16 protein-coding genes are annotated in these 24,149 nt (G+C 48.0%); 12 read left to right on the forward strand and 4 right to left on the reverse strand.

From position 1 onward, the window contains the following. Positions 1–5 precede the first annotated feature (5 nt). The 8 genes from AB0L18_RS14495 to AB0L18_RS14530 all read left to right on the forward strand — a co-directional run bounded on the left by AB0L18_RS14495 (position 6) and on the right by AB0L18_RS14530 (position 7,565). Positions 6–1,679, forward strand: a complete 1,674-nt coding sequence (locus tag AB0L18_RS14495; protein ID WP_367388020.1) for a T9SS type A sorting domain-containing protein — start codon at positions 6–8, stop codon at positions 1,677–1,679. A 394-nt stretch (positions 1,680–2,073) separates the two neighbouring features. Continuing rightward, entirely contained in the window at positions 2,074–2,772 is a 699-nt protein-coding gene (locus tag AB0L18_RS14500) for a phosphoadenylyl-sulfate reductase (protein ID WP_367388021.1), read from the forward strand. A 66-nt stretch (positions 2,773–2,838) separates the two neighbouring features. Beyond that, positions 2,839–3,762: an NAD-dependent epimerase/dehydratase family protein gene (locus AB0L18_RS14505; RefSeq protein WP_367388022.1), complete on the forward strand. Its 924-nt coding sequence runs from the start codon at positions 2,839–2,841 to the stop codon at positions 3,760–3,762. A 42-nt stretch (positions 3,763–3,804) separates the two neighbouring features. Then, positions 3,805–4,272, forward strand: a complete 468-nt coding sequence (locus tag AB0L18_RS14510) for a hypothetical protein (protein ID WP_367388023.1) — start codon at positions 3,805–3,807, stop codon at positions 4,270–4,272. Between the two features lie 8 nt (positions 4,273–4,280). Further along, positions 4,281–5,027 carry a bacillithiol biosynthesis deacetylase BshB1 gene (gene bshB1 / locus AB0L18_RS14515; protein WP_367388024.1) on the forward strand — a complete coding sequence of 249 codons (747 nt, stop codon included), beginning with the start codon at positions 4,281–4,283 and terminating at the stop codon, positions 5,025–5,027. Between the two features lie 302 nt (positions 5,028–5,329). Beyond that, positions 5,330–5,746, forward strand: a complete 417-nt coding sequence (locus AB0L18_RS14520; RefSeq protein ID WP_367388025.1) for a GxxExxY protein — start codon at positions 5,330–5,332, stop codon at positions 5,744–5,746. 121 nt (positions 5,747–5,867) lie between these two features. Continuing rightward, positions 5,868–6,281: a CBS domain-containing protein gene (locus tag AB0L18_RS14525; RefSeq protein WP_367388026.1), complete on the forward strand. Its 414-nt coding sequence runs from the start codon at positions 5,868–5,870 to the stop codon at positions 6,279–6,281. Between the two features lie 183 nt (positions 6,282–6,464). Further along, positions 6,465–7,565, forward strand: a complete 1,101-nt coding sequence (locus AB0L18_RS14530) for a hypothetical protein (protein WP_367388027.1) — start codon at positions 6,465–6,467, stop codon at positions 7,563–7,565. On the opposite strand, the gene AB0L18_RS14535 is transcribed toward AB0L18_RS14530, so the two are convergent. Then, positions 7,477–8,532, reverse strand: a complete 1,056-nt coding sequence (locus AB0L18_RS14535) for an IS630 family transposase (RefSeq protein ID WP_367388028.1) — start codon at positions 8,530–8,532, stop codon at positions 7,477–7,479. The two genes, AB0L18_RS14530 and AB0L18_RS14535, sit on opposite strands and share 89 nt — an antisense overlap. 137 nt (positions 8,533–8,669) lie before the next feature. Here AB0L18_RS14535 and AB0L18_RS14540 point away from each other — a divergent pair, with 137 nt between their 5' ends. Then, positions 8,670–9,260, forward strand: coding sequence for a T9SS type A sorting domain-containing protein (locus tag AB0L18_RS14540; RefSeq protein ID WP_367388029.1), 591 nt, complete (start codon positions 8,670–8,672; stop codon positions 9,258–9,260). 176 nt (positions 9,261–9,436) lie between these two features. On the opposite strand, the gene AB0L18_RS14545 is transcribed toward AB0L18_RS14540, so the two are convergent. After that, positions 9,437–10,939, reverse strand: coding sequence for a right-handed parallel beta-helix repeat-containing protein (locus tag AB0L18_RS14545; RefSeq protein ID WP_367388030.1), 1,503 nt, complete (start codon positions 10,937–10,939; stop codon positions 9,437–9,439). 92 nt (positions 10,940–11,031) lie between these two features. Further along, positions 11,032–11,496, reverse strand: coding sequence for an SRPBCC family protein (locus AB0L18_RS14550; RefSeq protein WP_367388031.1), 465 nt, complete (start codon positions 11,494–11,496; stop codon positions 11,032–11,034). Positions 11,497–12,145: 649 nt separating this feature from the next. Here AB0L18_RS14550 and AB0L18_RS14555 point away from each other — a divergent pair. The 3 genes from AB0L18_RS14555 to AB0L18_RS14565 are packed head-to-tail and all read left to right on the forward strand — an operon-like array spanning position 12,146 to position 22,822. Continuing rightward, positions 12,146–12,874, forward strand: coding sequence for an outer membrane beta-barrel protein (locus AB0L18_RS14555; protein ID WP_367388032.1), 729 nt, complete (start codon positions 12,146–12,148; stop codon positions 12,872–12,874). Positions 12,875–12,917: 43 nt separating this feature from the next. Continuing rightward, positions 12,918–14,414 (forward strand): T9SS type A sorting domain-containing protein, encoded by a 1,497-nt coding sequence (locus AB0L18_RS14560; protein ID WP_367388033.1) that lies wholly within the window; start codon positions 12,918–12,920, stop codon positions 14,412–14,414. After that, on the forward strand, positions 14,411–22,822 hold the full coding sequence (locus AB0L18_RS14565) for a SpvB/TcaC N-terminal domain-containing protein (RefSeq protein WP_367388034.1): 8,412 nt from the start codon (positions 14,411–14,413) through the stop codon (positions 22,820–22,822). The genes AB0L18_RS14560 and AB0L18_RS14565 overlap by 4 nt, the downstream gene beginning before the upstream one ends. 164 nt (positions 22,823–22,986) lie before the next feature. Here AB0L18_RS14565 and AB0L18_RS14570 read toward each other — a convergent pair whose 3' ends face one another. Next, positions 22,987–23,949: a hypothetical protein gene (locus AB0L18_RS14570; RefSeq protein ID WP_367388035.1), complete on the reverse strand. Its 963-nt coding sequence runs from the start codon at positions 23,947–23,949 to the stop codon at positions 22,987–22,989. Between the last annotated feature and the right edge of the window lie 200 nt (positions 23,950–24,149).

Consider the following 24,149-nt stretch of genomic DNA (forward strand, 5'->3'; position numbering starts at 1 on the left):
TTTTTATGCGCATTCATTATTCCTTTTTTGCCTTGTTATTAGGTCTTTTGCTGAACGCTTCAGCTACTATTAATGCCCAGAATAGCTGGTATGTGAATCCTACAGGGACTGATGGCAGTAGCTTTGGCACTAGTCCTCAGACACCCTTTGCTACCCTGGATTATGCAGTGAACCAGCTGGCCGCAGGCGATACCCTCAACATCATGGAGGGAGTGTACTACAATGCCACCTACGGAGACGGCGACCGTTGGAAAAACGATAAGACCGTCAATATTACCGGTCTTGACGGCAGCCCCAATGCTTATACTGTCATCCGGCCTTATCGCGACGATCAGGTGACCCTGCGGGGCGATGGTCTGTACATTTTTCAGGTACGGAATTGTTCTTACCTACGGGTAGAAGGTCTGGAGATCGAAGGGGAAGTAAACAACATTCCATTGGATACGGCCCTGGCTTATCAGTTTGCGTACCGTTATTTGGGGACCGACGAAATTCTTTATCGCGTAACACCTGGCACTCCCGCAGAGGAAGTAGCACTGATGACTTTTCCCATTTTAGAGGGCATAGAACGGCCTAGTTATACGGATACTAAAGGATTTATTGCGCAGTTGTCTCACCACATCGAAGTGGTGGATAACCATATTCACCATACTCCGGGGACAGGTCTAAGGTTTAACAGCTGTGGCTACGTAAGAGCAGAGGGCAATGAGGTGGATAATTGCTCGCGCCGGTCTTATTCAGGTACCCATGCTTTCGTTTTTGAAGGGACCCAAGACTTTGACCAAAGTACGGCGACCAAAGTTTGGGTGATGGGCAACCACATTCATGATAATTACAACGAAATATACTCCTGGGCACCAACGAAAACCGTCATTACACCCATCATTGATGAAGGCAAAGGAATTTCGCTACAACGTAACGATGCGGAACGGGGCTGGGAATTTGGCCGTATCCTGGTAGCCAATAACCTCACGCACCACAACGGCTTCAGCGGAATGCACGTCAACAGCTGCCGTGGGGTAGATTTTATCAATAATACCAGTTATTTCGATCATCGCACTGGTAATGGCAGCAACCACGGGATTAGTATGCAAAACAGTACGGATATCCGGATCATTAACAATATCGTGTTTCATGACATCCATCTGGGTGGCAACGGGATTGCTGCCAGTAGCAGCAGTACCAATTATGTGGCGATCAATAACCTGGTCAACGGTCAGGTGGATAATGACATAGCACAAGTAGCGATAAATACCCTGATCGCTGATCCTTTGTTTGTGGACGCGGAGAACAATGATTTTCGTCTCCTTCCGGGTTCACCTGCCATTGGGGCTGCTGACGCCAACTATGCTCCCACTACCGAATATGGAGGAAGTTTGCGCGATGCTGCACCCGATTTGGGGGCCTACGAATTTGGGGTAAGCACGAGTGTAGAAGGCCTTTGGCCAACTGCGGCAACACTCAAGCTCTATCCCAATCCTTGTGGAGATTATTTGAAGATAGATAGTGATGAAAAACTTGCCGAGGTAGTGGTGTATGATGCACTAGGTCGACAACTCACCTGCCACCTGAACTTTGGTACATCGACCACGAATTGGTGGTTGGATACCTCAGGCTTGGAGCCAGGTATCTATTTTCTCAAATCAGGGTTTACGACCAAAACGTTTATCAAGCAATGATCCATTAGAGTCGCGATGCAGCGCGTTTCACCACCAACGCTGCGACCAACGGTCACCGGCCTAGCTAGTAATGTACAGTAGCAGCCGACAGTAGGAGGTAGGCCCCACAGGGGCTGAACGCAGTGAACTGCGAAACGCCTTCCTGCCATGCGCGGGGTAGGCAGGCAACGTCTGGAACGCAGAGCAGGGAGGCCCCAAGAAAGATAGAGATGCCCCTTTTTAAAATTACAAATCCATTCAACCTTTTCCTGGTTTAAATCATTTTCCTTAAAGTCTATCAACTTACTATGAATTAATGTAGCGAATACCTACATTTGCCCAGCATACATTAAATTGATAGCTTGGTGCTGTGGGGGTACTCACCGTACTGAGCTTTTTTCGAAAATGATTATTTATGCCTGCAACAGCAGCTATCCCCGAAGAACTCATCGTTCAGCGCGAGCTTTTTGCCGAAAGGCTTCATGCTTACCGCGAAGCCGGACTTAAGGTGTTTGCCTCTTCTTCGTTTCAAACGCACAGTATCCCGATGTTGCACCTGATCAGTGAGCTGGATGCCAGTATTCCGATCGCTTTTTTGCAAACGGGGTTTCATTTTCCGGAGACGCTCGAATACCGGGACCAAATAGCAGAACAACTCGGCTTGCGGGTCATCAATGTGGAATCTGCGGTACCTAAATTGGCACAACGTGATGCGGTAGGACGTTTTCATTTTGCCAGTGACCCGAGCTACTGTTGTTTTTTGAACAAAACCAAACCGATGGAGCCCCTTTTAGGGGAATACGATGTGTGGATTACCGGTGTACGTCGTGACCAAAATGCGAATCGTAATAACTTTCAGTTAGAAGCACCAGGGCCTTTTGGGACCACCCGTTTTCATCCTATGTTGGACTGGAACAACAAGATGATTCATCAGTACCGTAAGCTGTATGGCCTGCCTCCTCATCCGCTGGAAGCCCAGGGCTATCTCAGTATTGGTTGTGCGCCATGTACCCAGAAGTTTAACCTTGGTGATCCCAATGATCGTGGTGGTCGCTGGGCGGGCCTCAAGAAGACGGAATGTGGGCTGCATACCGATCTGGCAAGTGCTTCGTGATCGTGACCATCTATTCCATTCTCCGACTGTGCAAACGAAACGCCTTGCGTCTCAACTAGATCCAATATGAAAGTACTCATTACCGGCGGTGCCGGCTACGTAGGATACGCCTTGGTGCGGCAATTGATGTTTGCACCAGAGATCAGTGAAATCATCATTTACGACAACTTATCGCGTCGGAATTATGCTTTTTTTGACCACCAGAAGTTTAGCGAAAAGCCCCTCCGATTTGTGCACGGCGATATTCTGGATGGCCGCAAGTTGAATCAAACCCTGAAGGGCGTTTCGGTGGTCTACCACCTGGCCGCAAAAGTGACGACGCCATTTGCGGACATGGATGCCCACAGTTTTGATCAGATCAATCACTGGGGAACGGCGCAGGTAGCTTATGCCGCAGAACAGCAGGAAGTACAGCATTTGGTCTATTTGAGCAGTGCCTCGGTTTATGGCGATTCCGAAGAAGCGGTCAACGAAGGGAGCACGCTTAACCCCAAATCGTATTACGGGATTGCTAAACTAGCGGGTGAAGAACAAGTGCTGCGTTTGCAGAAGAAGATGAAAATTCACGTTGTTCGCTCCGGTAATGTTTATGGCTATAATCCTACTTATCGTATCGATGCAGTCATCAACCGCTTTATTTTTGAAGCCCACTTTGAAGGAAGGGTGAGTGTGCAAGGATCCGGCGAACAGCAGCGATCTTTTATCCACGTTGATAAATTGGCAACAGCCTTAAGGCAATTACTGACTGCTTCGGTTGATTCTGGCACCTATGATCTGGCAGAGCACAATTTTTCAATCAATGATATTTTACTTTCGGTAAAGGTGCTCTATCCAGAATTAGAGACGATTAATATTAATCCCAACATGCCTCGTCGGAACATTAGTTTGGTCCTGCCAACCGCGCTTTGGCAGCAATTGAAAATACCGGAAATAAGTTTGCTGGAGGAAGTTCAAGCTTTTCAGGCAGTATTTTCCTTTCGTACAAGGTAGTTTTGTCGGATAACCTTTTACCTTTGTGGTTCGATACTGCTTATGGAATCCACAACGTCCACCTATTTTCCAGAATGGCTACAAGCCTACGACCCACTTCTCGTTTTTGGAGTGGGTATTGGTGTCTTGCTCCTTTTTATTCTTTTATTGGTAATGATCGCTCGTTCGGTTGCTCGCTCACGGATCAAGCACTCTGGATTAGTGATCCAATCTTTTCAAATTGCTCCGCTTGGGCGTGATGCTTTTTTGAAACTCAATAATCCAGGTGCCGGAGTTACACTCACCTCGGTGGTAGTCACAGGCCGGGCAGATGTGATCGTGAAAAATCAAGTAGCAGGGCAGGCTATCTCTCAGGGTGGAACTTACAGTATTCTTCTAGAAGCTACGGCCGATCAACGACTACGCTCCGATTTTGAGCTCTATTTTACGTTCTTTGACGCCGAAAAGAAGGTATATCAGCAACAATTTTCGTTGAATCCGGTTGCTAGTGTACGTCTTAAAAGAAACTAAACCTATCTATGGGCTCCCACGTGAATAAAGTAGACATCCTGGCCATTGGTGTTCACCCTGATGATATAGAATTGGCTTGTTGCGGCACCCTCCTCCGACACATGGATGAAGGAAAAACGGTAGGGCTGTTAGATCTTACCCGTGGAGAATTGGGTAGTAGAGGCAGTGCCGAGATTCGTACCCAGGAAGCAACTAAAGCTGCCGAAATGATGGGTGCTCGCTTTCGTTGGAATGCTGATATGGCGGATGGCTTTTTCCAGGTTACACCTGAAAATACCCTCAAGATTATTCAGTTTATTCGAGCTTGCCAACCTACTATCGTCCTGGCCAATGCACTACACGACCGGCATCCTGATCATGGCCGGGCAGCAAAATTAGTGGCTGATGCTTGTTTTTATAGCGGCCTCCTACGCATTGAAACCCTGGATGCAGCAGGGAATCCCCAAGAAAAATGGCGCCCAGATAATGTTTATCATTACATTCAGGATCGCAACCTCACACCTGATTTCGTGGTGGATATCACACCGTATATCGACCGGAAGATGGAGATTATCATGGCGTACAGCTCCCAGTTCTACAGTCCTGAAGCCAAAGAATACGAGGAAGAAGTAAGTACACCGATCAGTGGTGCACAGTTCAAAAATTTCTTGCGCGCGAAAGCTGCTAGTTATGGCCGTGAAACGGGGTACGACTTTGGGGAGGGGTTCAATGTCACGCGTGTTCCTGGTGTGAAGGATCTCTTTAGTCTGGATTGATTTTTTTACCACATAGTTTTTTCTCTCTGTGTCTATGTGTTTAATTAACCCTGTAGTCAGTTGGTTTATCTGTGCGTGGTGTATTTTATCACATAGCCACATAGTTTTGCTCTCTGTGTCTATGTGTTTAATTAACGCTGTAGTGAGTTGGTTTTCTATGCGTGATGTATTTTTATCACATAGTCACATAGTTTTTTCTCTGTAGCTATGTGGTAAAAAAAATCTGTTCTTACGAGTAATTTTTTCCAGAAAATAGGTCACGTTTTGCTCTTTTCAGGCTTATATAAGAAAGCTATATAAAAATGATAACGAGTAAAAAAGTACTAGACGAATTAACTTATCAAGTCATTGGAGCCGCTATAGAGGTACATAAAGCATTAGGGCCAGGCTTATTAGAAAGTGTATATCATCGGTGTTTGGCGAAAGAATTAAGTATAAAAGGGCTGTCTTTTTCATCTGAGCACCTTGTGCCAATTCATTATAAAGGCGAAGAATTTGATACTTTTCTCCGGTGTGATTTTTTAGTGGAAGATTTATTGGTAGTGGAAATTAAATCGGTAGCAGCCTTCGCGCCAATCTTTAATGCGCAACTGCTTACCTATATGAACCTGCTTAATCGCCCTAAAGGATTACTCATTAATTTCAATGTAGTCAACATATTTCATGAAGGGCAACGGACTTTGGTCAATGAAACTTTTCGAATTTTGCCAGAAGGTTGACAAAGATCACCAGTTTGCCTGATTCTTATCATACATCTGCCTCGTGCTTTGCTTCATATTTGTGTCAGTAGCCAGGGATAGTAATATCGGCTGCCCTTCAAGCGAAAAAACACAATATATAATGAAGAAAAGAACGCCCGTCTCAAAGATCATGACCAAAGATCCCATCAGCGTCAATTTATCAAATGACTTAGCTGACGTCGTACAGATTTTCAAGGAGCGTAATATTCATCACATCCCAGTAGTGTCAGGAGATAGATTGTTAGGAATGATCAGTAAAACAGATATTGATCGTATTTCCTACGTCAACTCCTATGCCACAGAAGCGGCTAATGCAGTAGTGTATGATATTTTGAAGTTAGAGCAGGTGATGACTTCTAACTTAGAAACGATTCAGGCAGAAGACCAGATTAAAGAGGCTGCCGAATTACTAGCTAGAGGAAGCTACCACGCATTACCAGTGATGGAGGGTAATAAATTAGCTGGAATTGTTACTTCGACGGATGTTATCAACTACCTCTTGGAGCAATTCTAAAAGATATTTCACATCTGATGATTTGAGCTTTTTTTGATTAAGGATTGTTAGTTAGGAGCCTGGCTTGATGGTATTTCCATCGGCCAGGCTTTTTGCTTTTAGGAACCTGACTTTTAAGTTTTTTTCGTCGGTTTTGCCTTGGCTTTGCTGGTAACTTTAGGAAGTCTAAAAAATCAAAATCGTATGAAAAAAACGTTGAATCTTTTTACAGGCTTGCTCTTGTGGAGTTTTCTTTTCGGGCAAGAACCTGTTTATCTTAACAATGGAAATTTAAGTGCTCAGTTTACGCCTATTGGAGCTACCATACCTGATAATGGGGCCTTTCTGGAATTAGAGATGGAAGGGCAAAGATTATCCTTGATGTATGAAGTGGGGCTGTTTGTTAGCGGGTTCGACCCTGCCGGAAACCTGAAGACCTATACCACCAGAGGGGCGGAGGTTGAATCAGGTATCATTGGTGTTGATGCCACTATTACTGCGCCGTGGCGCGTAACGAGTGAGCAAGTAGCAGCTCACTTGGCAGATTTTGCCGATAACGGGAGTATTGATAATCCTATTCCCGCGATCTATGCTTGGCCGGGACTCGGTAATCCAAACTTTGAAGCATACAACGGCTATCCTCTGAACTTTCCTGCGGGAAATACTGGTGGTCAATTTTGGGACGAAGATATGGATGGTATTTACGATCCTTCTCAGGGTGATTATCCAGTGTATTTTACCCAGGGATGTGGCAGCAGTGCCTTAGTTCCAACTGAAATGCTCCTGTATCCTTTTGCTTTATCAGCGATCGGCAGTGATGATTTCAAATCTATTCAAGTTTATTTGACCGCCTTCAGATTAGGTTGTGAAGAGGAGGAAGGAACTGTGAATAACTCCCTTTTCTTAAGTTATCGGACGACTTTGCTGCCACTGGAAACGGGTGCGGAGGATTTAGAGGATACTTACGTAGGTTTTTTTCTGGATGGAGATATTGGCTGCTATGCTGATGACTATGTAGGCACCTTCCCCTTGCGGAGTTCCGTCTATTTTTACAATGCAGATTCATTTGATAGCAATTGTGATCAGGTTGAAGGGTTCGGCGCAAATCCGCCTGTAGTAGGTGTAGACTTACTTCGAGGTCCACTAAGTACTAATGGAGACGAGATAGGCCTGACCAGTGTAATGCCACTCACGAATGCGAGTGTTATACCCGTCCCTAAGTGGTTTGGGCGTATACAGAAGTCCCACCTACTGAACGAAAATTCAACGTTAGTAGCCTGCGTAACTCTGACTTGTGTGACTTAGTGTCATTGAGAAAATCAATTATTCCGTCTTTGAATTTTGAATACGTATCGTAGTAAATAGAGCTGATGACTTTTTTACGCATAAACTTCCAAAGCCGCTCTATTAGATTCAAATTAGGAGAATAAGGGGGTAGAAATACAAATTCTATGCGCTGATCAGCGGCCCAGTCCTGGAGCATTTTATTGCGATTATAGCGGGCATTATCGCAGATCAGATATATTTTCTTCTTTGGATGTTTCTTCAATAATTGCCGGCACAGCCGTTGGGTAGACTGTGCATTGATAGAATCAGTGATGTCATAAACCAGGTGCTCAGGCTTAAGTGCATTGATCGCACCGTTGATATTTACCCGTTTACGACCGCTATTACAGTCCACCTCAAAGTCTCGGCCCTTGCGTATCCAAGCTCTCCCCGTTTTGGTATTATGGGTGGGATGACAGCCATCAGCGTAGTATACTACTGCTTCTCCTTGTACGGCTTGTTCCAAAAGTTCGGGCAGTACGTCATCTAGAAAATCCAGCTGATCTTGTTCGTTAGCTTTGCTGGCTACTGCCTTGGTCTGCTTGTATACAAAGCCAATGCGATGCAGGAGCTGAGTCATACCAGATACCGAATAAATAACGCCAAAGGTTACTTGAACATACTCACAAATGGAAGCGGCTTCTTCGTACAAGTTCTCTTCCAAGTGAGCTGTCAAGAGTAAAATCTCTTCCTCGTTCAGTTTTCCTGAATAGGGCGTAAACCCATCCAAGAGGTAAGCCGTCAATCCCTTTTCATAAAAGGCTTTCGCGTAACGTCTGATGGTATTATCATCCAAACCCAGCGCAGCCTCAATGACCTTGATCTTATGTCCCTGATGCAACATAATCAAGACCGTAACCTTGCGGAATTGACGCGGGGGCAAATTCGGATGCTTCTGAATTTGACGTAATTGATCGTACTCGGATTGACTTAGCTTGATTTTCACGCCAAAAAATACGAATTTTTCCCAAACTACTTAGTGACGGGTATAGTCCCGGACAACCTGTAGCAACTACTGATTATGCCAACCCAGTTGGATTAAGGAATTACTTAACGGGACAGTGGTTAGACGGGCAACCGCTGTTGGACGAAGGTTTCGGTTACGAAAGTGGAAATCCTGCTAGTTTAGCTTTCTCTGGTGATCCTGCCGCGGGAACTGGGTGGACCGAAATTGGCGAAAATAATGTACCCGGAGATCGCAGGGCCATCATGTCAAGCGGGCCGTTTACTTATGAATCCGGAGCCGTCAATGAATTCCTTTTTTCGCTTACCTACAACTACGAGCCCGATGCCGGACATCTGGAACAAATCAATGGTTTGCGTGATCGTATTGATGTGCTTCAGCACCTTTTTGATAATTGTTTTGAGGTGGAAAACTTATCCAACATGGATGGCTGTACACTTTTAGTAACCAACCTAGCTACTCCTTTAAAACAAACGAACAACCAACTACAACTTTACCCTAATCCTGCGCAAACGGAGGTAACCATTCAATTCCCTGCGCTGGAACAGGGGATGCTTTCTGTTTATTCCGCTGCTGGACAGCTGCTCCTTCAAAAACGTACCAACTCTGAACTTACTACTTTGGATTGTAGCCCGTGGCCTTCTGGCCTCTACTTATTACGCTGGGAAGGCGAGCGCCAAGTGCTTGCCCAAAAGTTACTTGTAGATTGATAGATGATGCGGTATAGGCAATTAGCCTTCTTCACTCAGCGGAAAACGCATATCCGTTGGGTGAAGGCCGCTTTTTCTTTTTGAAAAAAACACAATTGGATTCCTGACTTTTGGAATAATTGGGCAGCAATAACGTGTCCAATTGCACCTAGACCAAGTATACCTACCCTTGGCATTTATTCAACCCTTTCAAAGCATCCTATATCCGGCATCTCGTCGCGGGGGATACCCAAAAGATCAAGTGGGAAGGCTGGCAGTACTGCACCTCTTCCCTGAGCAATAGATAGCGTATCTAGTTGATAATCATCCTCTGGGCGATTCAGGAACAAGGCGTCGTTCTGGTCGCCGTTGACACAATCCAGGCAGTAAGTCGCAAAAAAGTCGGCGTATTGGCCATCATTGCGGGTCAGGAGTTCATCTACTTTTACCAGGCAGTGGTCCATGTCCAATTGCATTGTCGCAGGAGCTGAACGCCCGGTGAAATCTTGGATGATTACTTCATCGCGGCGTGAGCCAAAGAAAATACAGTTGGTCATCGCCGCTTCCAGTGGATTGATATCAAAGCTCGAACAATCCTCATTGTAGCATTGGAAATTAGTTACGGCCAAAGCCGAAGCATCTACCCCATAACTGGCAACGGTGCAATAATCAAATTGGTAGTTGCCACCGTGGGTCAATTGGATCGCATTAGCGCCATTGTCATACAAAAGGCAGTTGTCGGCGACGATTTCACTGTGTACCCCCAAAATGCCACTGCTGGCGGTTGTGTGAATTTTTACATTGGTAAGGCTCACCTCTGCCGCAGAGTCGGCATAAACACCGAAAATACTGTTCTTGATAGTGGTATGTTCAATGATGTTCCCCTGGCTTTCCCGCCCAATTATAATGCCTAGCCATTGGCCGGGTTGTTCGGAGAAGCCTTCTTCCAGGCGGTCGCCCTCAATCGTGATCGGTGCTTCACGCGTGCCCGCGAAATGCAATTGCCCTTGTGGGAGCGTGAAGAGGAAGCCGTCGTTGAATACGCCCAACAACTCATTCTCGGCCAGCCCCCCGTGCACGTAGATGTGCGTGCCAGCAGCTACTTCGAGTAAGCATTCATCAATAAAAATCTCTCCATAAATCACGTAGGGTAGGGGACTGTCCCAGGTAATGGTGCTATTGTCACAACTGAGCACTACCGGGACGCCTTTGTTGTATCTGCTGGGGAAATAATTGGCATTTTGCCCCCAGGCTTCCAGTAAGACGGATTGTTGTTTGCTCCCCGTTTTTACCACCAGGCGATCTTCTATAACGAAAGGACTGACGGAAAGAGGGGCATCGGGATCAATCGTTACTTCTACAAAGACGTAGATGGAATCATTGTCCCAGATGATCACATCTTCGACCAATGGGCCAGGAGTTCCATCGGCGTTGAAAACGAAACTCACACCCGTATTTCCCTCAACGTAAATTTCATCGAGTTTTACGGGGCGATTATCTTCATTGTAAATCTTTACGAAGCGGGTCGCTGAACCTAGTTCCGTGAAAACAGTATCAAAACGCAGCGTATCCAATTCAAAACGAATATTGACCCCATCTCCGGTCAGAAAATCCTGGTCGGGATCACATGAAGAGAGCGAAATAGCCGTAGCCACTACCAGCGTCAGCAGTACCCAAAAAGATAGCGAAGATAATTTCATAATAGCTTAACGTGATTATCCTGCAAAGATGCTACAAGTCACGCAAATTAACGAATACTCACACCAAAGGATCAATAACTGTCGGGGATTACTCATGTAATTGGAAACAGCTTTTTCACGGCGGCCTCGCGGTAAGTGAAAATCTCGTCCACCATTCGTCCCACAAATAGCCAGTTGGCAATACTACCAATGGGGCCAAAGGGAACTTGGTAGTGAAGAATATCGGTCATCTCGGTGCCACCTTCTACCGCTTTGAAATGATGTTGGTGGTGCCACAATGCGTAGGGGCCTACGCGCTGGTCATCGATAAAAAACTCATGCTTACGGATTTGGGTAATTTCGGTCACCCAGTTCATCGGAATATTTAACAACGGACTAATCTGGTATTGAATAATCATACCAGGGTACATCTCCTGACCAGCAATTGGACTTAGGATGTTGAAAGAGACATTTGCGGGGGTCATTTCATTGAGATTCTCCGGGCGGGAGAAAAACTCCCAAACTTCTTCTAATGGGCGAGGAATAAATAGGGTCCAGCTTTTTCTTTTTGGTCGCATAGGAAGCAGCATCTTTTATTGGCAATCCATTTGTGCTAGTATAACTAAAAAGAGGAGGGATAGTTTAATAAAATATTTGGCACAAGCCGAGTGTAAGTACGAATATGTATTTTGATAAATATTAATATGTTAAAAAAGGTTTTTTTAGCACTTCAATTGGCATATACATGAATAATTACCTATATTTGTAAGGTAGGAATGAAAAAACCTACAATGTTTTAATCCCAATAACGATCCCATGAACGATTTAACACATCCATACCAGGCTGTTTACACTGGTATTAAATTTCCAGACTTTAGTTAGCTACTTTCGCTCCACAGTTACAACTGCTTGGGGCTTAACTTGTTTTGGAAATAGCAACTGTCTCACCGGAATTCTCAGGGCTTCATTATTGGCGAAAAGAAATCATACTGCTTCCTCAAGGAAGCGCAGTATAAAGATGCAAGTAGGTTTGTAAAGGGTTTCTCATACAGAGAATTTTCGGAGAGCGGACATTTTGTCCGCTCTACTTTTTTGAGCTACTTACTTGTTTTTAAGCATTTTAACACCTTTGTCCACCTTTTGTCTACCCTTATTGTTACGATTCTTGCGGGTATTTAGGGATCATTGCACTTGAGCTCATCTTGCTCATCACAATCCTTTATCCCTATGACCAAGAAATTACTTCCTTATCTTTTTTGTTGCTTATTGTTTCCCACCTTCCTGTTCTCCCAGCGTGATGCTGGTGGCCGCTTTGAGGAAGGCTTCTTTTGGGGCTTCAAAGCTGGCGTGACCTCATCTACGGTGCTTGATTTGCGCACCACCCTTATTGCTCCCATTTATCCGGTAGAAACTTACCAGACCCAGGACAACACCCGATTGGGAGGCATGGGGGCGTTTTTTATTGATTATCGCCACTCTTCAAAATCGTACGTCGTAGGCCGTTTTGAAATAGGCTATACCATGCAAGGAGGCAAGTTTAACTACACTGATGTCAATGGATTGGAGTACGAACTGGCGATGAATTATGATTATCTGACCTTGGCACCTTTGATAAAAATCAATGTCCCACCTGGAATGCCTTACGTGATCATGGGTTGCCAAATTGGGGTAAACCTCACGGGAGAAACGCTGCGTTACACCTCGAATGATGATGCTTTTATCGATTTACAGGTGCAAGAAAGTTTGCGTACCGTACTGAAAGGGCGAGCCAATACCGCACTTACGGCTGGCATAGGCGTAGAACTTACCCGTTCGGGCTTCTATCTCGAAGGGCGTTATACGCACGGTCTCACCGATGTTGTCGAGACCCAGGCCAATAGTTTTCTTTTTATTGAAAATAAGAACACCAGCAATTATTATCAGCTGACGCTCGGAATTCCTGTGCCTTTTCAATAGGATTTTGCATTCACATTTCATTAATCCTGGTAAAACCTCTAGCATGAGAAGTTTCTTCTTTCTCTTCAGCTGTAGCTTAATATTTGCACTCCAATCACAAACCCTGATGCCCGCTGGAGTGCCTGGTGCTGCTTTCTGGCGCGTAACCGAACCTACGGAAGCGTCAGGTTGGCATTGGGTCGAGCGTGTTACACCTGCTACGGAACCCATTGTTTTTACTTTACAGCAAAAGCACTTGCTCAATCATTGGCCTACGCCTGATTGGGAGCAGTTGGATTTACCCGCTCCCCTCCTGATTCCGGCAAATCAAGGGACGGCATTTACCCTTTTTATGGTTACCCAAATGACGCAACCCACAAGCGAAAAGGTCCTTTGGAGTTGGCAGCAACAAGATCAGGCTCCATTGCTGTGTACCAACAAAAGAATAGCCGACTTGCAAGGCCTGGAGTACCTTAATTTGAGTAACAGCTCCCCCCTCGTAAGTCTACATACTTATCAGCAATCGGCTCAAAAAGCGAGCACCAATATTCCTGCTTACTTGAGAATAGGCCAGTTGCCTCCTGCGGTAAGCGTGCCCGCTGGAGAATGGTCAGGTGCCTTGGCGGAATTTCTGTTTTTCCCTCGTGTGCTTGCCCCCCAACAACAACGCCAGGTGGAGAGCTACCTTGCATTGAAATATGGCCTCACCCTGGGAGAGCAAGGGCAGGGCAAAGATTACCTCAATCGCAAGGGCCAGATCATCTGGAATGCCGAAAAAAACAAAGCCTTCCATCATCGCATTTTTGGCCTGGGAACAGACCTCCAAAGTGGATGGAAGCAGGTGCATAGTAGCACTAGCTTAGCACCGGAGTTAGTGACCATTAGCTTGTCTCAAGCTGGCACTTACAATGGACAATCGGATGCGACGGGCTTACCCGATCAAGCCTACTGTATCATCGGGGACAATGATGCCCCCCTGGAATGGGAAGTAGCTCCTAATTTAGCGGACGGCGAAAAGCTATTGCGCAACTGGCTGGTACAATTATCGGGCGATGTTCGTAGCCAGGAAATGTCTTTGACCATTGACCTTGGTCGCTGGCTGGGCGATGGCTTTCTGGCTGCCGATTATCAATTGTGTATTGATCGCAGCGGGCGTGGCGATTTTTTGGCAACAGCCACAGAATTTATTCCCTTGGGTCAATGGTCTGTAGGCCGATTTGGTCACTTTAATGGGGTGCTTTGGGATACCGACGGGTCAGGCAGCGATGTGTTTAGTCTCGTAAGAAAAAATACAGATCATCTTACTATATCCACTCCAGCACTGCGCGTTTACCCCAACCCAATGGGGAAAACCACAGGCTGGCAATGGCAACTTCGCCTCTCTGCCTCCAGTCCACTTACGGCACAACTCAACAACGCCCAAGGCCAGGTCGTATGGCAACGAACCTACCCCGCTGCCGACTACTTTGCTGGCAATGAAGCCGCACTCCCCACCGGTGTTTACTTTCTTCACCTGGAAACCTCCCAGGAAACCTTTACCCAAAAACTGATGGTACAATGAGCACACTTTCCCAAATACTGACTTTCCGTAACGTAAGGCGATGGACAACAGCTTGTCTAGGATGCGGTCTGCTCATGCTTACCTTTTCCATAAACCTGATGGCCCAAACGGAATTGCCAACCCCCACAGAAGGGATCACTTTCATCGCACCTCCGCAGGCCAACAATCGTGGTAGTGCGGCCTTGGCCTACCCTTTGAATTTACCTCCTGGCCGACAGGGCATCATGCCCGATCTACAGGTGGCCTATGATAGCGACAATGCAAGTGGTTGGCTTGGGCTAGGCTGGGATCTGTCCCTCCCCGCGATCAGCATTGATACCCGCTGGGGAGTGCCGCGCTATGATGCAGCCATCGAGACGGAGTCCTATCTCTACGACGGGCAAGCTCTTTTCCCTATGGCTCATAGGGGAGAAGAACGCCCCCGCACTGCCGAGCAATCGTTTTATCCCCGCATCGAAAGCACCTTTGAGCAAATCGTTCGCCACGGCGATGCCACGACCAATTATTGGTGGGAAGTAACGGACAAAGACGGTACCCACTTTTATTATGGAGGCACGCCTGCTGAGGGTGTAGTTACAGATGCCGTGTTGTTGCTCCCCTCCGGTGCGATAGCGCACTGGGCAATCACCCAAGTGGTCGACGTCAATGGGAATACGGTTCGCTATCATTACACCAAAGTCAGTCAGGCGGGCAATGCTGGCGGAACCAACGGACAGGAACTTTACCCGGACTATATCACCTACACCGGCTATCAGGATTCCGAAGGCCCCTTTCGCATCGATTTTATCCGCGATCGGGAACTGGGAGAGGATACCCGCCCGGATGTTAGCATTGATTGCCGACTGGGTTTTAAAAGAGTGCTGGCTGATCGCCTACGAAGAGTGGAAATATCCTACCAAAGCGAGTTGGTAAGAGCTTATCGCCTGAGCTATACCACGGGAGCGTTTCAGAAAACGCTATTGGAAAGCATTACGGAAGAAAATGCTGCGGGCGAGGATTTCTTTACCCACACTTTTGATTACTTTGATGATGTTCGCTCGGGTGATGCCTACGAGCCTTTTGCCGCTCCGGTCAATTGGTCGGTGCCAGATGATAACATCAAGGGCAATATCCTCAACCCAATTCCGGGAATGAATGGAGAAACTTCCGTTTTAGGAGGTGCATCGGCGAATACCTTGAATGTTGGCGGGGCTGCAACCATTGGTCCCAACGATTTCCTCTTGTTCTCGAAAGACAAAACAGCTGGCGGAACCTACGCCTACGGCAGTAGCAGCAACGAGGGCTTGATTGCGCTGGTCGACATCAACGGTGATGGTTTACTAGATAAAATCTACCGCAAAAACAATGCGCTCTGGTACCGTTCCAATTTGGCACTTCCTGGTACGGCCAACTACGAATTCAGTAGCGAGGAGCGACCCATCCACGGCATCACCCAGTTCAGTACCGCATCCACCAGCTCCAATTCCTATGGTGCGGAAGGTAACCCTCCGTTTGCTTACGTTGGTTTTGAATATACCAGTGCCACCACCACCAACAATACCTATTTTTCTGATTTTAATGGCGATGGCTTATTGGACATTGCGCTCAATGGCAACGTCTGGTTCAATCACCTTGACGACAACGGCGATCCTACATTTACGACCAGTAGTGCCGATACGCCGAGTCCCATCAACAGTGGTGCCGATCTTGATGGTAGCCTTTTTGAGATTGATCCCGCCGAGTTGGAGGAACTCATCGATCGCTATCCGCTGCATGATGTCGTCAGGATGTGGGAAGCTCCCTTTGCGGGAGAAATTGAAATTGTAGCCCCTGTCAACCTGCTGGAACCTACCGACCCTATGGCGCAGTCTTACCAGTCGGATGACGGGGTAAGGGTAGCCATTCAGTGGAATGATCTCGAACTATGGTCGGCCTCCATTGCGGCTGATGATTATGCTGTTGTCAACCCTACAGGTATCGATGCTTTGACCGTCAATGCGGGCGACCGCTTCTATTTTCGGGTGCAGTCGGTGTTGGATGGAGCCAATGATCAGGTGGCCTGGTCGCCAACGATCACCTACACTACGATGCCCGCAACTTTGACGGTAGATAGCCGTGATGCCAATGATTTGCTGCTGGCGCGCTACCAGGCCAGCGAAGATTTTATGCTTAGCGCAAAACAAGAAGTCGGACTCCCGCTCAATGGGCAGGTGCAGATTGAAGGCATTTTCAACAAAGCCCCCACCAGTGATGAGGTCATCGGTCAAATCTTATTGCAAAGGTTTGTCTTGGATATTCCTTTCCTGATTCCGGTCTGGCAGGACACTTTTCCCGCAGACAGCCTTGTTGCCCTTCCCCTGGATTTGCAAGTGGAAGTAGAGGAAGACGATGCCCTGCTTTTTCGCGTGAAAACAGATACCCAAATTGATTGGCAGGCCATTGATTGGCTACCCAATCTTTTCTACCTCAGCTCACCAGATGCTGCGGTGACGGATGCCGATGGACAGCCTTTGTTTAGCTATTGCCCAACGCTGGATTTAACGATGTTCAATGATACCTGGCAATTGCCAGTGCCCGATGTTACCACTGATAGTACGACCTTTAGGCTGCTACCCGCCATTGATTTCAATACGCCTGGTAATGTTACCAATCAAGAGGTTACCCTTTCGGTAAAAGGAGCAGGCATTTTGTATAAAACTCACTTTCCGGCCAATGACCAGGCAGCAGCTGAGCCACTCGTGTTTAGCCTTCCTGCGGGAGCGACCTTCTATTATGAGTATCATTTTCCTAATCGTGAAGATGCCAGCTTGGTGGACGATTCCGGCTTGGAAATCACAGCGCTAACCAGTACGGATTCCACTACGCTTACGCGCAACATTGCCTATCATTCACCAATTGATCCCGACCTGCTCGTTTTTGGCCCCATGTACCGCCAGTGGGGGCAGTTTGAATACAACGGTAATCGCGCTCGTGCCTCGCTCCCTATCAACCAGTCGGAGTTGGTGATTAACAACGACGATGTGGAAGATCCCGGTGAAATTTCCGACAACCCCGATGAGCTGGATGGCTTGTTTGATCCTGCCACAGCTCCTTTTCTAACCATGTTACCGGATGCCAAGACGCAGTGTTACCTTGGTTATGATGCCTTTACTTACGTGAGTGCTACCGTCGTGAGCAGCTCTCGTTTGGGAGAAGATAATATTCTTCCCCAGCCTCCAGCTGCTTCTGGCGAAGGCTTGAGTGCTCCCAATAGAACCACCAAGACCAATGAATACAGCATCGCAGGAGGCCTGGGCTTTTCGGTAGTAACAGGCACCGCCAGCCAAACCTGGGTAGACACCGAAGTAACCAGAGATGTGATGGACTTCAATGGTGATCGCTACCCTGATATTGTAGCAGGATCGGCAATTCAGTATACGGGAATGCGTGGCGGATATGACCCTGTGGCTATTGTGCATCCCCTACCAGGGCACCATGCCGCTAAAAGTGAGGCCACCGGATTTACGCTGGGAGGATCTTTCGTTTCGTCACGGCCCAGTAATTCCGGCGAGCCCAAGGGCGGTGCCAGCAACAAACGTTCCGGCAAGGCCAAATCAAGGGGCAGTAAGCTGGGCAAAAGCTCCAAAAATGCGGGCAACACCGCCGGAGAAGCCATCGGAATCAGTGGTAACTTTAGCGAAGACAATGACTACGCCGAACATTCCTGGACCGACATCAATGGTGACGGGCTGGTAGATAAAGTCCTGGCGAATGGTACCGCCGCGCTGAATTTTGGTTATTCTTTCGGGCCTTTTGAAAACTGGGGCTTTCAGGAGGTGCAAAGAGGCAAAAGTTTTGATGGCGGCGGCGGCCTGGGGGTCAATTTATTCAATGGCAGTATCGCCGCTGGGATCAGCCTCACCCGCACCGATAATTTTACCACAGAAACCTTGGAAGACGTCAATGGCGATGGTCTGCCTGATATTGTCTTCATTGGTGATCAAACGACGGTTCGCCTCAATACGGGCACTGGTTTTGCTGCCGCTATCAACTGGTCAGGACTCGATCAGGTGGATGAAGGCTCTGCCACGGGCGAGTCGCTCAATGCGGCGTTTACTGTCTGTATTCCCATCTTTGTGGTCAAGATATGTATCAATCCCAGTACTTCCATTGGTCGGGGCGTAAGCCGACAATTACAACAGCTAGACGATGTAAATGGGGATGGATTCCCAGATCTGCTGCGTTCTACTTCTGATGGTGAATTACAGGTGCAGAGGTCGAATATTGGTCGTACCAATCTATTGAAAACGATCAATGGCCCCTTGGGGGGAAATATTAGCCTGGATTATAGACCGCTTGGTGGCACTTACGATCAACCGTATACCATCTGGGCACTGGAACGCGTGGCGACCACCACCTTGATGGCGGATGAAATTCCTGCCAAAGGGCTCACCACCATGGCTTACGAAGGTGGTTACCACCATCGGCACGAACGCGCTTTTCTAGGTTTTGCGACGGTATCGGAAACCCAGCACGATACCGAAAACAATGATGCTCCTTACCGTACGTATGCTCAGCAATTTGCCAACGAAAATTATTACGAACAGGGGCTCCTGCTTTCCGAAACCTGGACGGACAGCGAGGGCAATAGGCTTCGCCAAAACAATTACACCTATTCCTTGCGCAATCCGGAAAACAATTTGGAGTACCTGCCAACCCAGCTTTTGGCAAGCGGTCTTCGGGTCTTTCCGGCTTTGGTACAGCAAACAGTAAATTTTTATGATGATGGTGGTACCATCGGCCTTAGCAGCAACCGAACTTTTGCTTACGATGATTATGGTAACCTGACACGCCTCACCGATCTGGGTGCGGGGCATCCTGAGGAGTTTTACGAGCTACAGTTGAGCTACCACTACCTGTTGGATACCTACCAAATGGGCATGCGCGATTCCATCACAATTAAAGATGCCTCGGGCATAGTACGGCAGCGCACCTCCTCGGTGAGCAATGGCGCTATTGCTCAGGTGCGTCACGCCATTGGTGATGGGAGTTTTGCGGTGTATGATTACACTTACGATCAGTACGCAAATACCCTGAGAATTGTCCGTCCTGCCAATGAAGCCGGACAACGAATGGCATTGGAGTACACCTACGATACCGAAGTGGCGACTTATCCCTTGTCGGAAACCAATAGCTACGGCCAACGCTGGGAACGTACCTATGACTATCGTTACGGTCGTGAGCTGTCATTGATCGACCAATTTGGGGAGCTGACAACCACAACGCTGGATGATTTTGGCCGTCCGCAAGAAGTCCTGAATCCGGTAGATCGGGATGCTGGTGCGCCTTATTCCGTTCGTTATGTTTACCAATCAAGCAATGGTTCGGCTCGCTTACAGGAAGATCGTTGGGACCCTGAGTTCCAGGAAGCTTACACCATATATGCTTTTGCGGACAGTGATGGTTTGCTTCGTCAAGAACAACAAACCGCAGAAGTTACCTCGGCGGCAGATCAGGCTGCTATGGTGCAGTGGTTGGTTTCGGGTAAACCCAATATTGATCCTTTCGGGCGGGTTTTTGAAAATTATTACCCCAAGACCATAGCTGCAGGCATGGGAGGAGCGTATCAAAGTGTTCCCGATGGAGTTGCCCCTCAGCAGGTTGTTTATGATGAGCTGGATCGCCCGGTGAAGGTCATTGACCCTGCGGGGAATGAGTACACCATGAGTTATGGTTTTGGCACCACCCCCAGCGGCGTTAGTTGCCAACAAACGAGCATGATCGACCCGCTGGGCGGAACGTACCTTCTCCTGGAGGATAGCCGCAATCGACTCCTGGCCGAAGCGCAACCCGGTCCCAACGGGCCAGTGTGGACCAGCTACACCTACCGCGCTACGGGTGAGCGTAGTACCGTAGTAGATGCTGCCGGGAATAGTACCACTTATGAATATGATCTACTGGGCAGACTTACTGACTTGCAACACCCCGACGCGGGAGATTATGCCTACACTTATGATGCTGCTGGGAATTTACTGACCAAGACAACGCCAGCCATCAACGCGCGGGAAATTGAGGATGCGGCCATTCGCTATTATTACGATTACGACCGCCTGTTGCGTATTGATTATCCTTTTAATCCTCAAAACCAAGTGCGATATACTTGGGGCGACACTTCTGCGACGGATTACCGCAATGGCCGCGTTTATTTGGTCGAAGATGCTAGTGGAGCCCAAGAGGTGTGGTACAACCAGGTAGGAGCAATTCGCAAAGTGGTGCGTACCATGATCGTGAATGAAGTGCAGCAACCGACCTTCGTGAGCGAGTATGAGTACGACGCTTGGGGTCGCCTCAAGCAAGCTTATTACCCCGACGGAGAAATGATCACTTATACCTTTGATCGCAGTGGCAATGTACGTAGCCTCCGTGGCGAGAAAGAGGGGCGGCTCTATGAGTATGTCACCGACTGCCGTTACGACAAATTTGGGGATCGCTTGTTGTTGGCTTATGCTAATGAGGTAGAGCTGACAATGGGCAAGGATGCTCCCACGGGCTTGATCAACTCCTTTAAGAGCCGCCTGCCCGGAAGTGCACTGAGCATGGACGAGCAATATACCTACGACCCTTTAGGAAACTTGAAGACACTGCTGGACAACACCGCACCCAACGAAAACACCGGCGCCCGGCGCCAGCAGCACCAATACGCCTACGACACCGCCTCGCGCCTGGAAAGCGCTACTGGAAGCTGGGAGTCTCCAGCGGGAACGACCAGCTTTAACCAGCAATGGGCTTACGATGAACTGGATAATCCGCTGCTACACACGCTGGAAGTGCTGGATGCTCGCTCATCACCCGCAGATACCGTGGTGTCGGATCAGTTGTATGCCTACGAAAGCGATCGCCCCCATTTTGCCACCCAGCTGGGCCCCTGGGCCCGAGTAGCCAGCCCTGATGGTCACCTGCAAGAAGCCAACCAGGAAGAGTCGTTTCAATTGACGCAATACGATGAAGAAGGACGCCTTACCGCTTTTGCTCAGGATGGTTACATCAGTCGTTATGCCTACGCTGCGGATGGGAGTCGGGCGATTAAGAGCCACGGACCAGGAGCAGGTGTCTTCCTCAATGCAACACCGCTGGGGGGGATCAATCACGCTGCCAATAATTACACCCTTTACGTAAGCCCATTGTTGGAGATTACCGCCGATAGCTTTGTGAAGCATTACTACCTGGAAGACCTGCGAGTGCTGACCAAAAAAGGCACGGGGTACTTCGCCAGCGACCTCTTGCCTCCGGCCCAGCAAATTACTGCCGGTAATATTGATCTCGCTGATCGCTTGCGCCGACTTCGGGAATTGCTGTTGAACTTTACGGAAGATCTGGGCTTGCCTCCTGGGCATCCTTCTCTGCCATTTTATTATCTTGACAATGGTGAAGATGCCAGCATCCTCCCTCAACCAGAGAACAATGATCCTCGGATTTTGCCGCCTCCTGGCTGGCCAGCACCCGCCGGTCCACCCGATCCCAATGGCCCTCCCGGACACCCGGTGTGGTACGCTGAGCCCGCCTCGCCTGATAATGTAGAGGCCGGGTATGGTTATACCAATCCTTTCCGTACACCAGAGTTGGAGTTGTTCTATTACCACCATAACCCTCAAGGCGATGTTGTGCAGGTGAGCAACAACGACGGTCAGCTTATTGCTCAGCAAACTTATCTGCCCTACGGTGATTTCCTGGTTGCCGAAGGCATGGAACAGCTGCCGGTATGGCAAGCTTTTCGGGGGCGTGTTTACGAAGAAGAAACTGGTTTGTACTACTTAGACGGAAGATATTACGACGCAAGGACCGGAATGTGGTTAATGGTCAACCAAGAACAAGCTACCCAGTCATCGTACTTGTATGCGCAAGGCCGTTTGTATCATCAGAAAACGCTCAAAAATACACTGCTAAAGGTGCAGGATGCTGAAGAAATTGGTGAGTTAGCATCCCCGGTAATTGATCAATCTTTGGCCAATGATGGCGGTGATTTTGTGAGTGCCAATTTCACCTTCGCTGGTGGACCAGTAGGCAGCGATGTAACCGTAAGTTTTGCTGATGATAGTCCGTCATCTGGTAAGAAAAATGGTAGCGCTAAAACCGCCACTTCGCCCGAAGGAGGCAGTGGTGGTGAAGGCGGAGTGGTACGGAATAAAAGCTTATTGGCCCTAAGGCGTCAGTTTCAGCAAAATCGTGAGACGGGAGAAAAGGAAAATACAGCTACACCTTCGCCAGTAGCAACAGCACCTACGCAGAAGCAACTCAATCGCCGCTTCGTGATTCGTCCAGGAGATTACGCAGGTTTACGCGTAGTCGGAAATCGCTACGTACCTCTCGGACCAGACATCGATCGAAAAACGGTACGCCGTTACCGCCGAGTGGTAAAAGAATTAAAGACCAGGTTCCGGACGGATCGCTAATGCTCAGGCGAGTTGATGTGAGAAACCGTTGGTGGTGTAGGAAAATATTAGTCACATTGTAACCTTTAAAGCGCTAGCCACGTAAACAACACCAAGTGAACATGACCTTTTTTAAACCCAGATCAGTGCTTAGGCAGTTGATCTGGGTTCTTTTTTTACTGCTACTAATCTTCGTCGATAATGGCATCATCGATGATTTCATCACCATCACCATCTATATCGTCAAAGCCAGCGGCTTTGCCACTGCGCTTGCTGGCTTCGTGATCGGGGTTGGTGCCGATGGTGATGTCTTTACCACCTTTATTGTGGTAATCTCCTTGCGCAAAACGTTCTGCGCGGGCAAAGAAGTCATCCTTGCCATCAAGTAAAGTCTCTTTAGTGTTTTTTACGGCATTGTCTGCACGTTCCTGTGCCTGCCGAGCTAGCTCTTCGGCTCTCTGCTGAGCATCTTGCAGGCTTTCCCGGTCAGCAGCATCCTGGGCGCGCTCTACCATGTCGGCGGCTTTGTTGGCCAAATCTCCTCCCAGCTCTTTGGCTTTACCAAAAATTTTACTGCCCACCTCCAATACTTTTTCTCCGACATCTTCCGACAGGTCCATTACCTTTTTGCCTGCTTCTCCGGCAGCATCCAAGGCTTTCGCGCCAGCTTTCGCAGCGGCATCTAAGGCCTGGTCGCCAGCTTGTGCCATCGCACTGGGGGCTTTGGGCGGGTCAGCTACATCATCTTCAAAGTCGATTGGCCCAGTCGCTGCTCGCGGAGCAACGGGTGCTTCGGCATTGAAATCCAAGGTGTCATCTTCTGTTTCAGGTTCTTTATCAGCAAGCCAGTTTTCGGCTTTTGATTTCAATTCACGACCTTTTTCCATGGCGTGTTGGGTCTCCTCCCATACGCGGTCGGTTACGTCATGAAGGGTCTCCTTGGCTTTCGCTCTGGCTTCAGCGGTGTTCTCCAGGATTTCTTCGCTGAGTTCGCTGGCTTTATGGCTAGCTTTCTCGTAGAGTTCACTTCCTTTTTCGGACAACTCTTCGCCTGCTTCTTTGGCCGCTTCAGCTGCTTTGTCAGCTGCTGATTTAGCAATGGCCTTAGCACCAAAGAAGATGCGCTTCAAATCATCTTTCAAGCTCATAAGGTGAAAATTTAGATTAGTTCAGGTAACAAGATAGCGATTTTTTCAGGGCAGGGCAGGTATGGAGCGAAAACTTCAAAAAAAATTAAACTTGGATTACCTCTCTAAATACCACTTGGAATTCGGTAAAATATTCACTTTCAGATAGGCATTCTTGGGCAATCATAAAGCACCATATTTTGTACCCTCAAAAAGAGTTC

This window comes from Lewinella sp. LCG006 (assembly GCF_040784935.1).
Classification (GTDB): Bacteria; Bacteroidota; Bacteroidia; order Chitinophagales; family Saprospiraceae; genus Lewinella.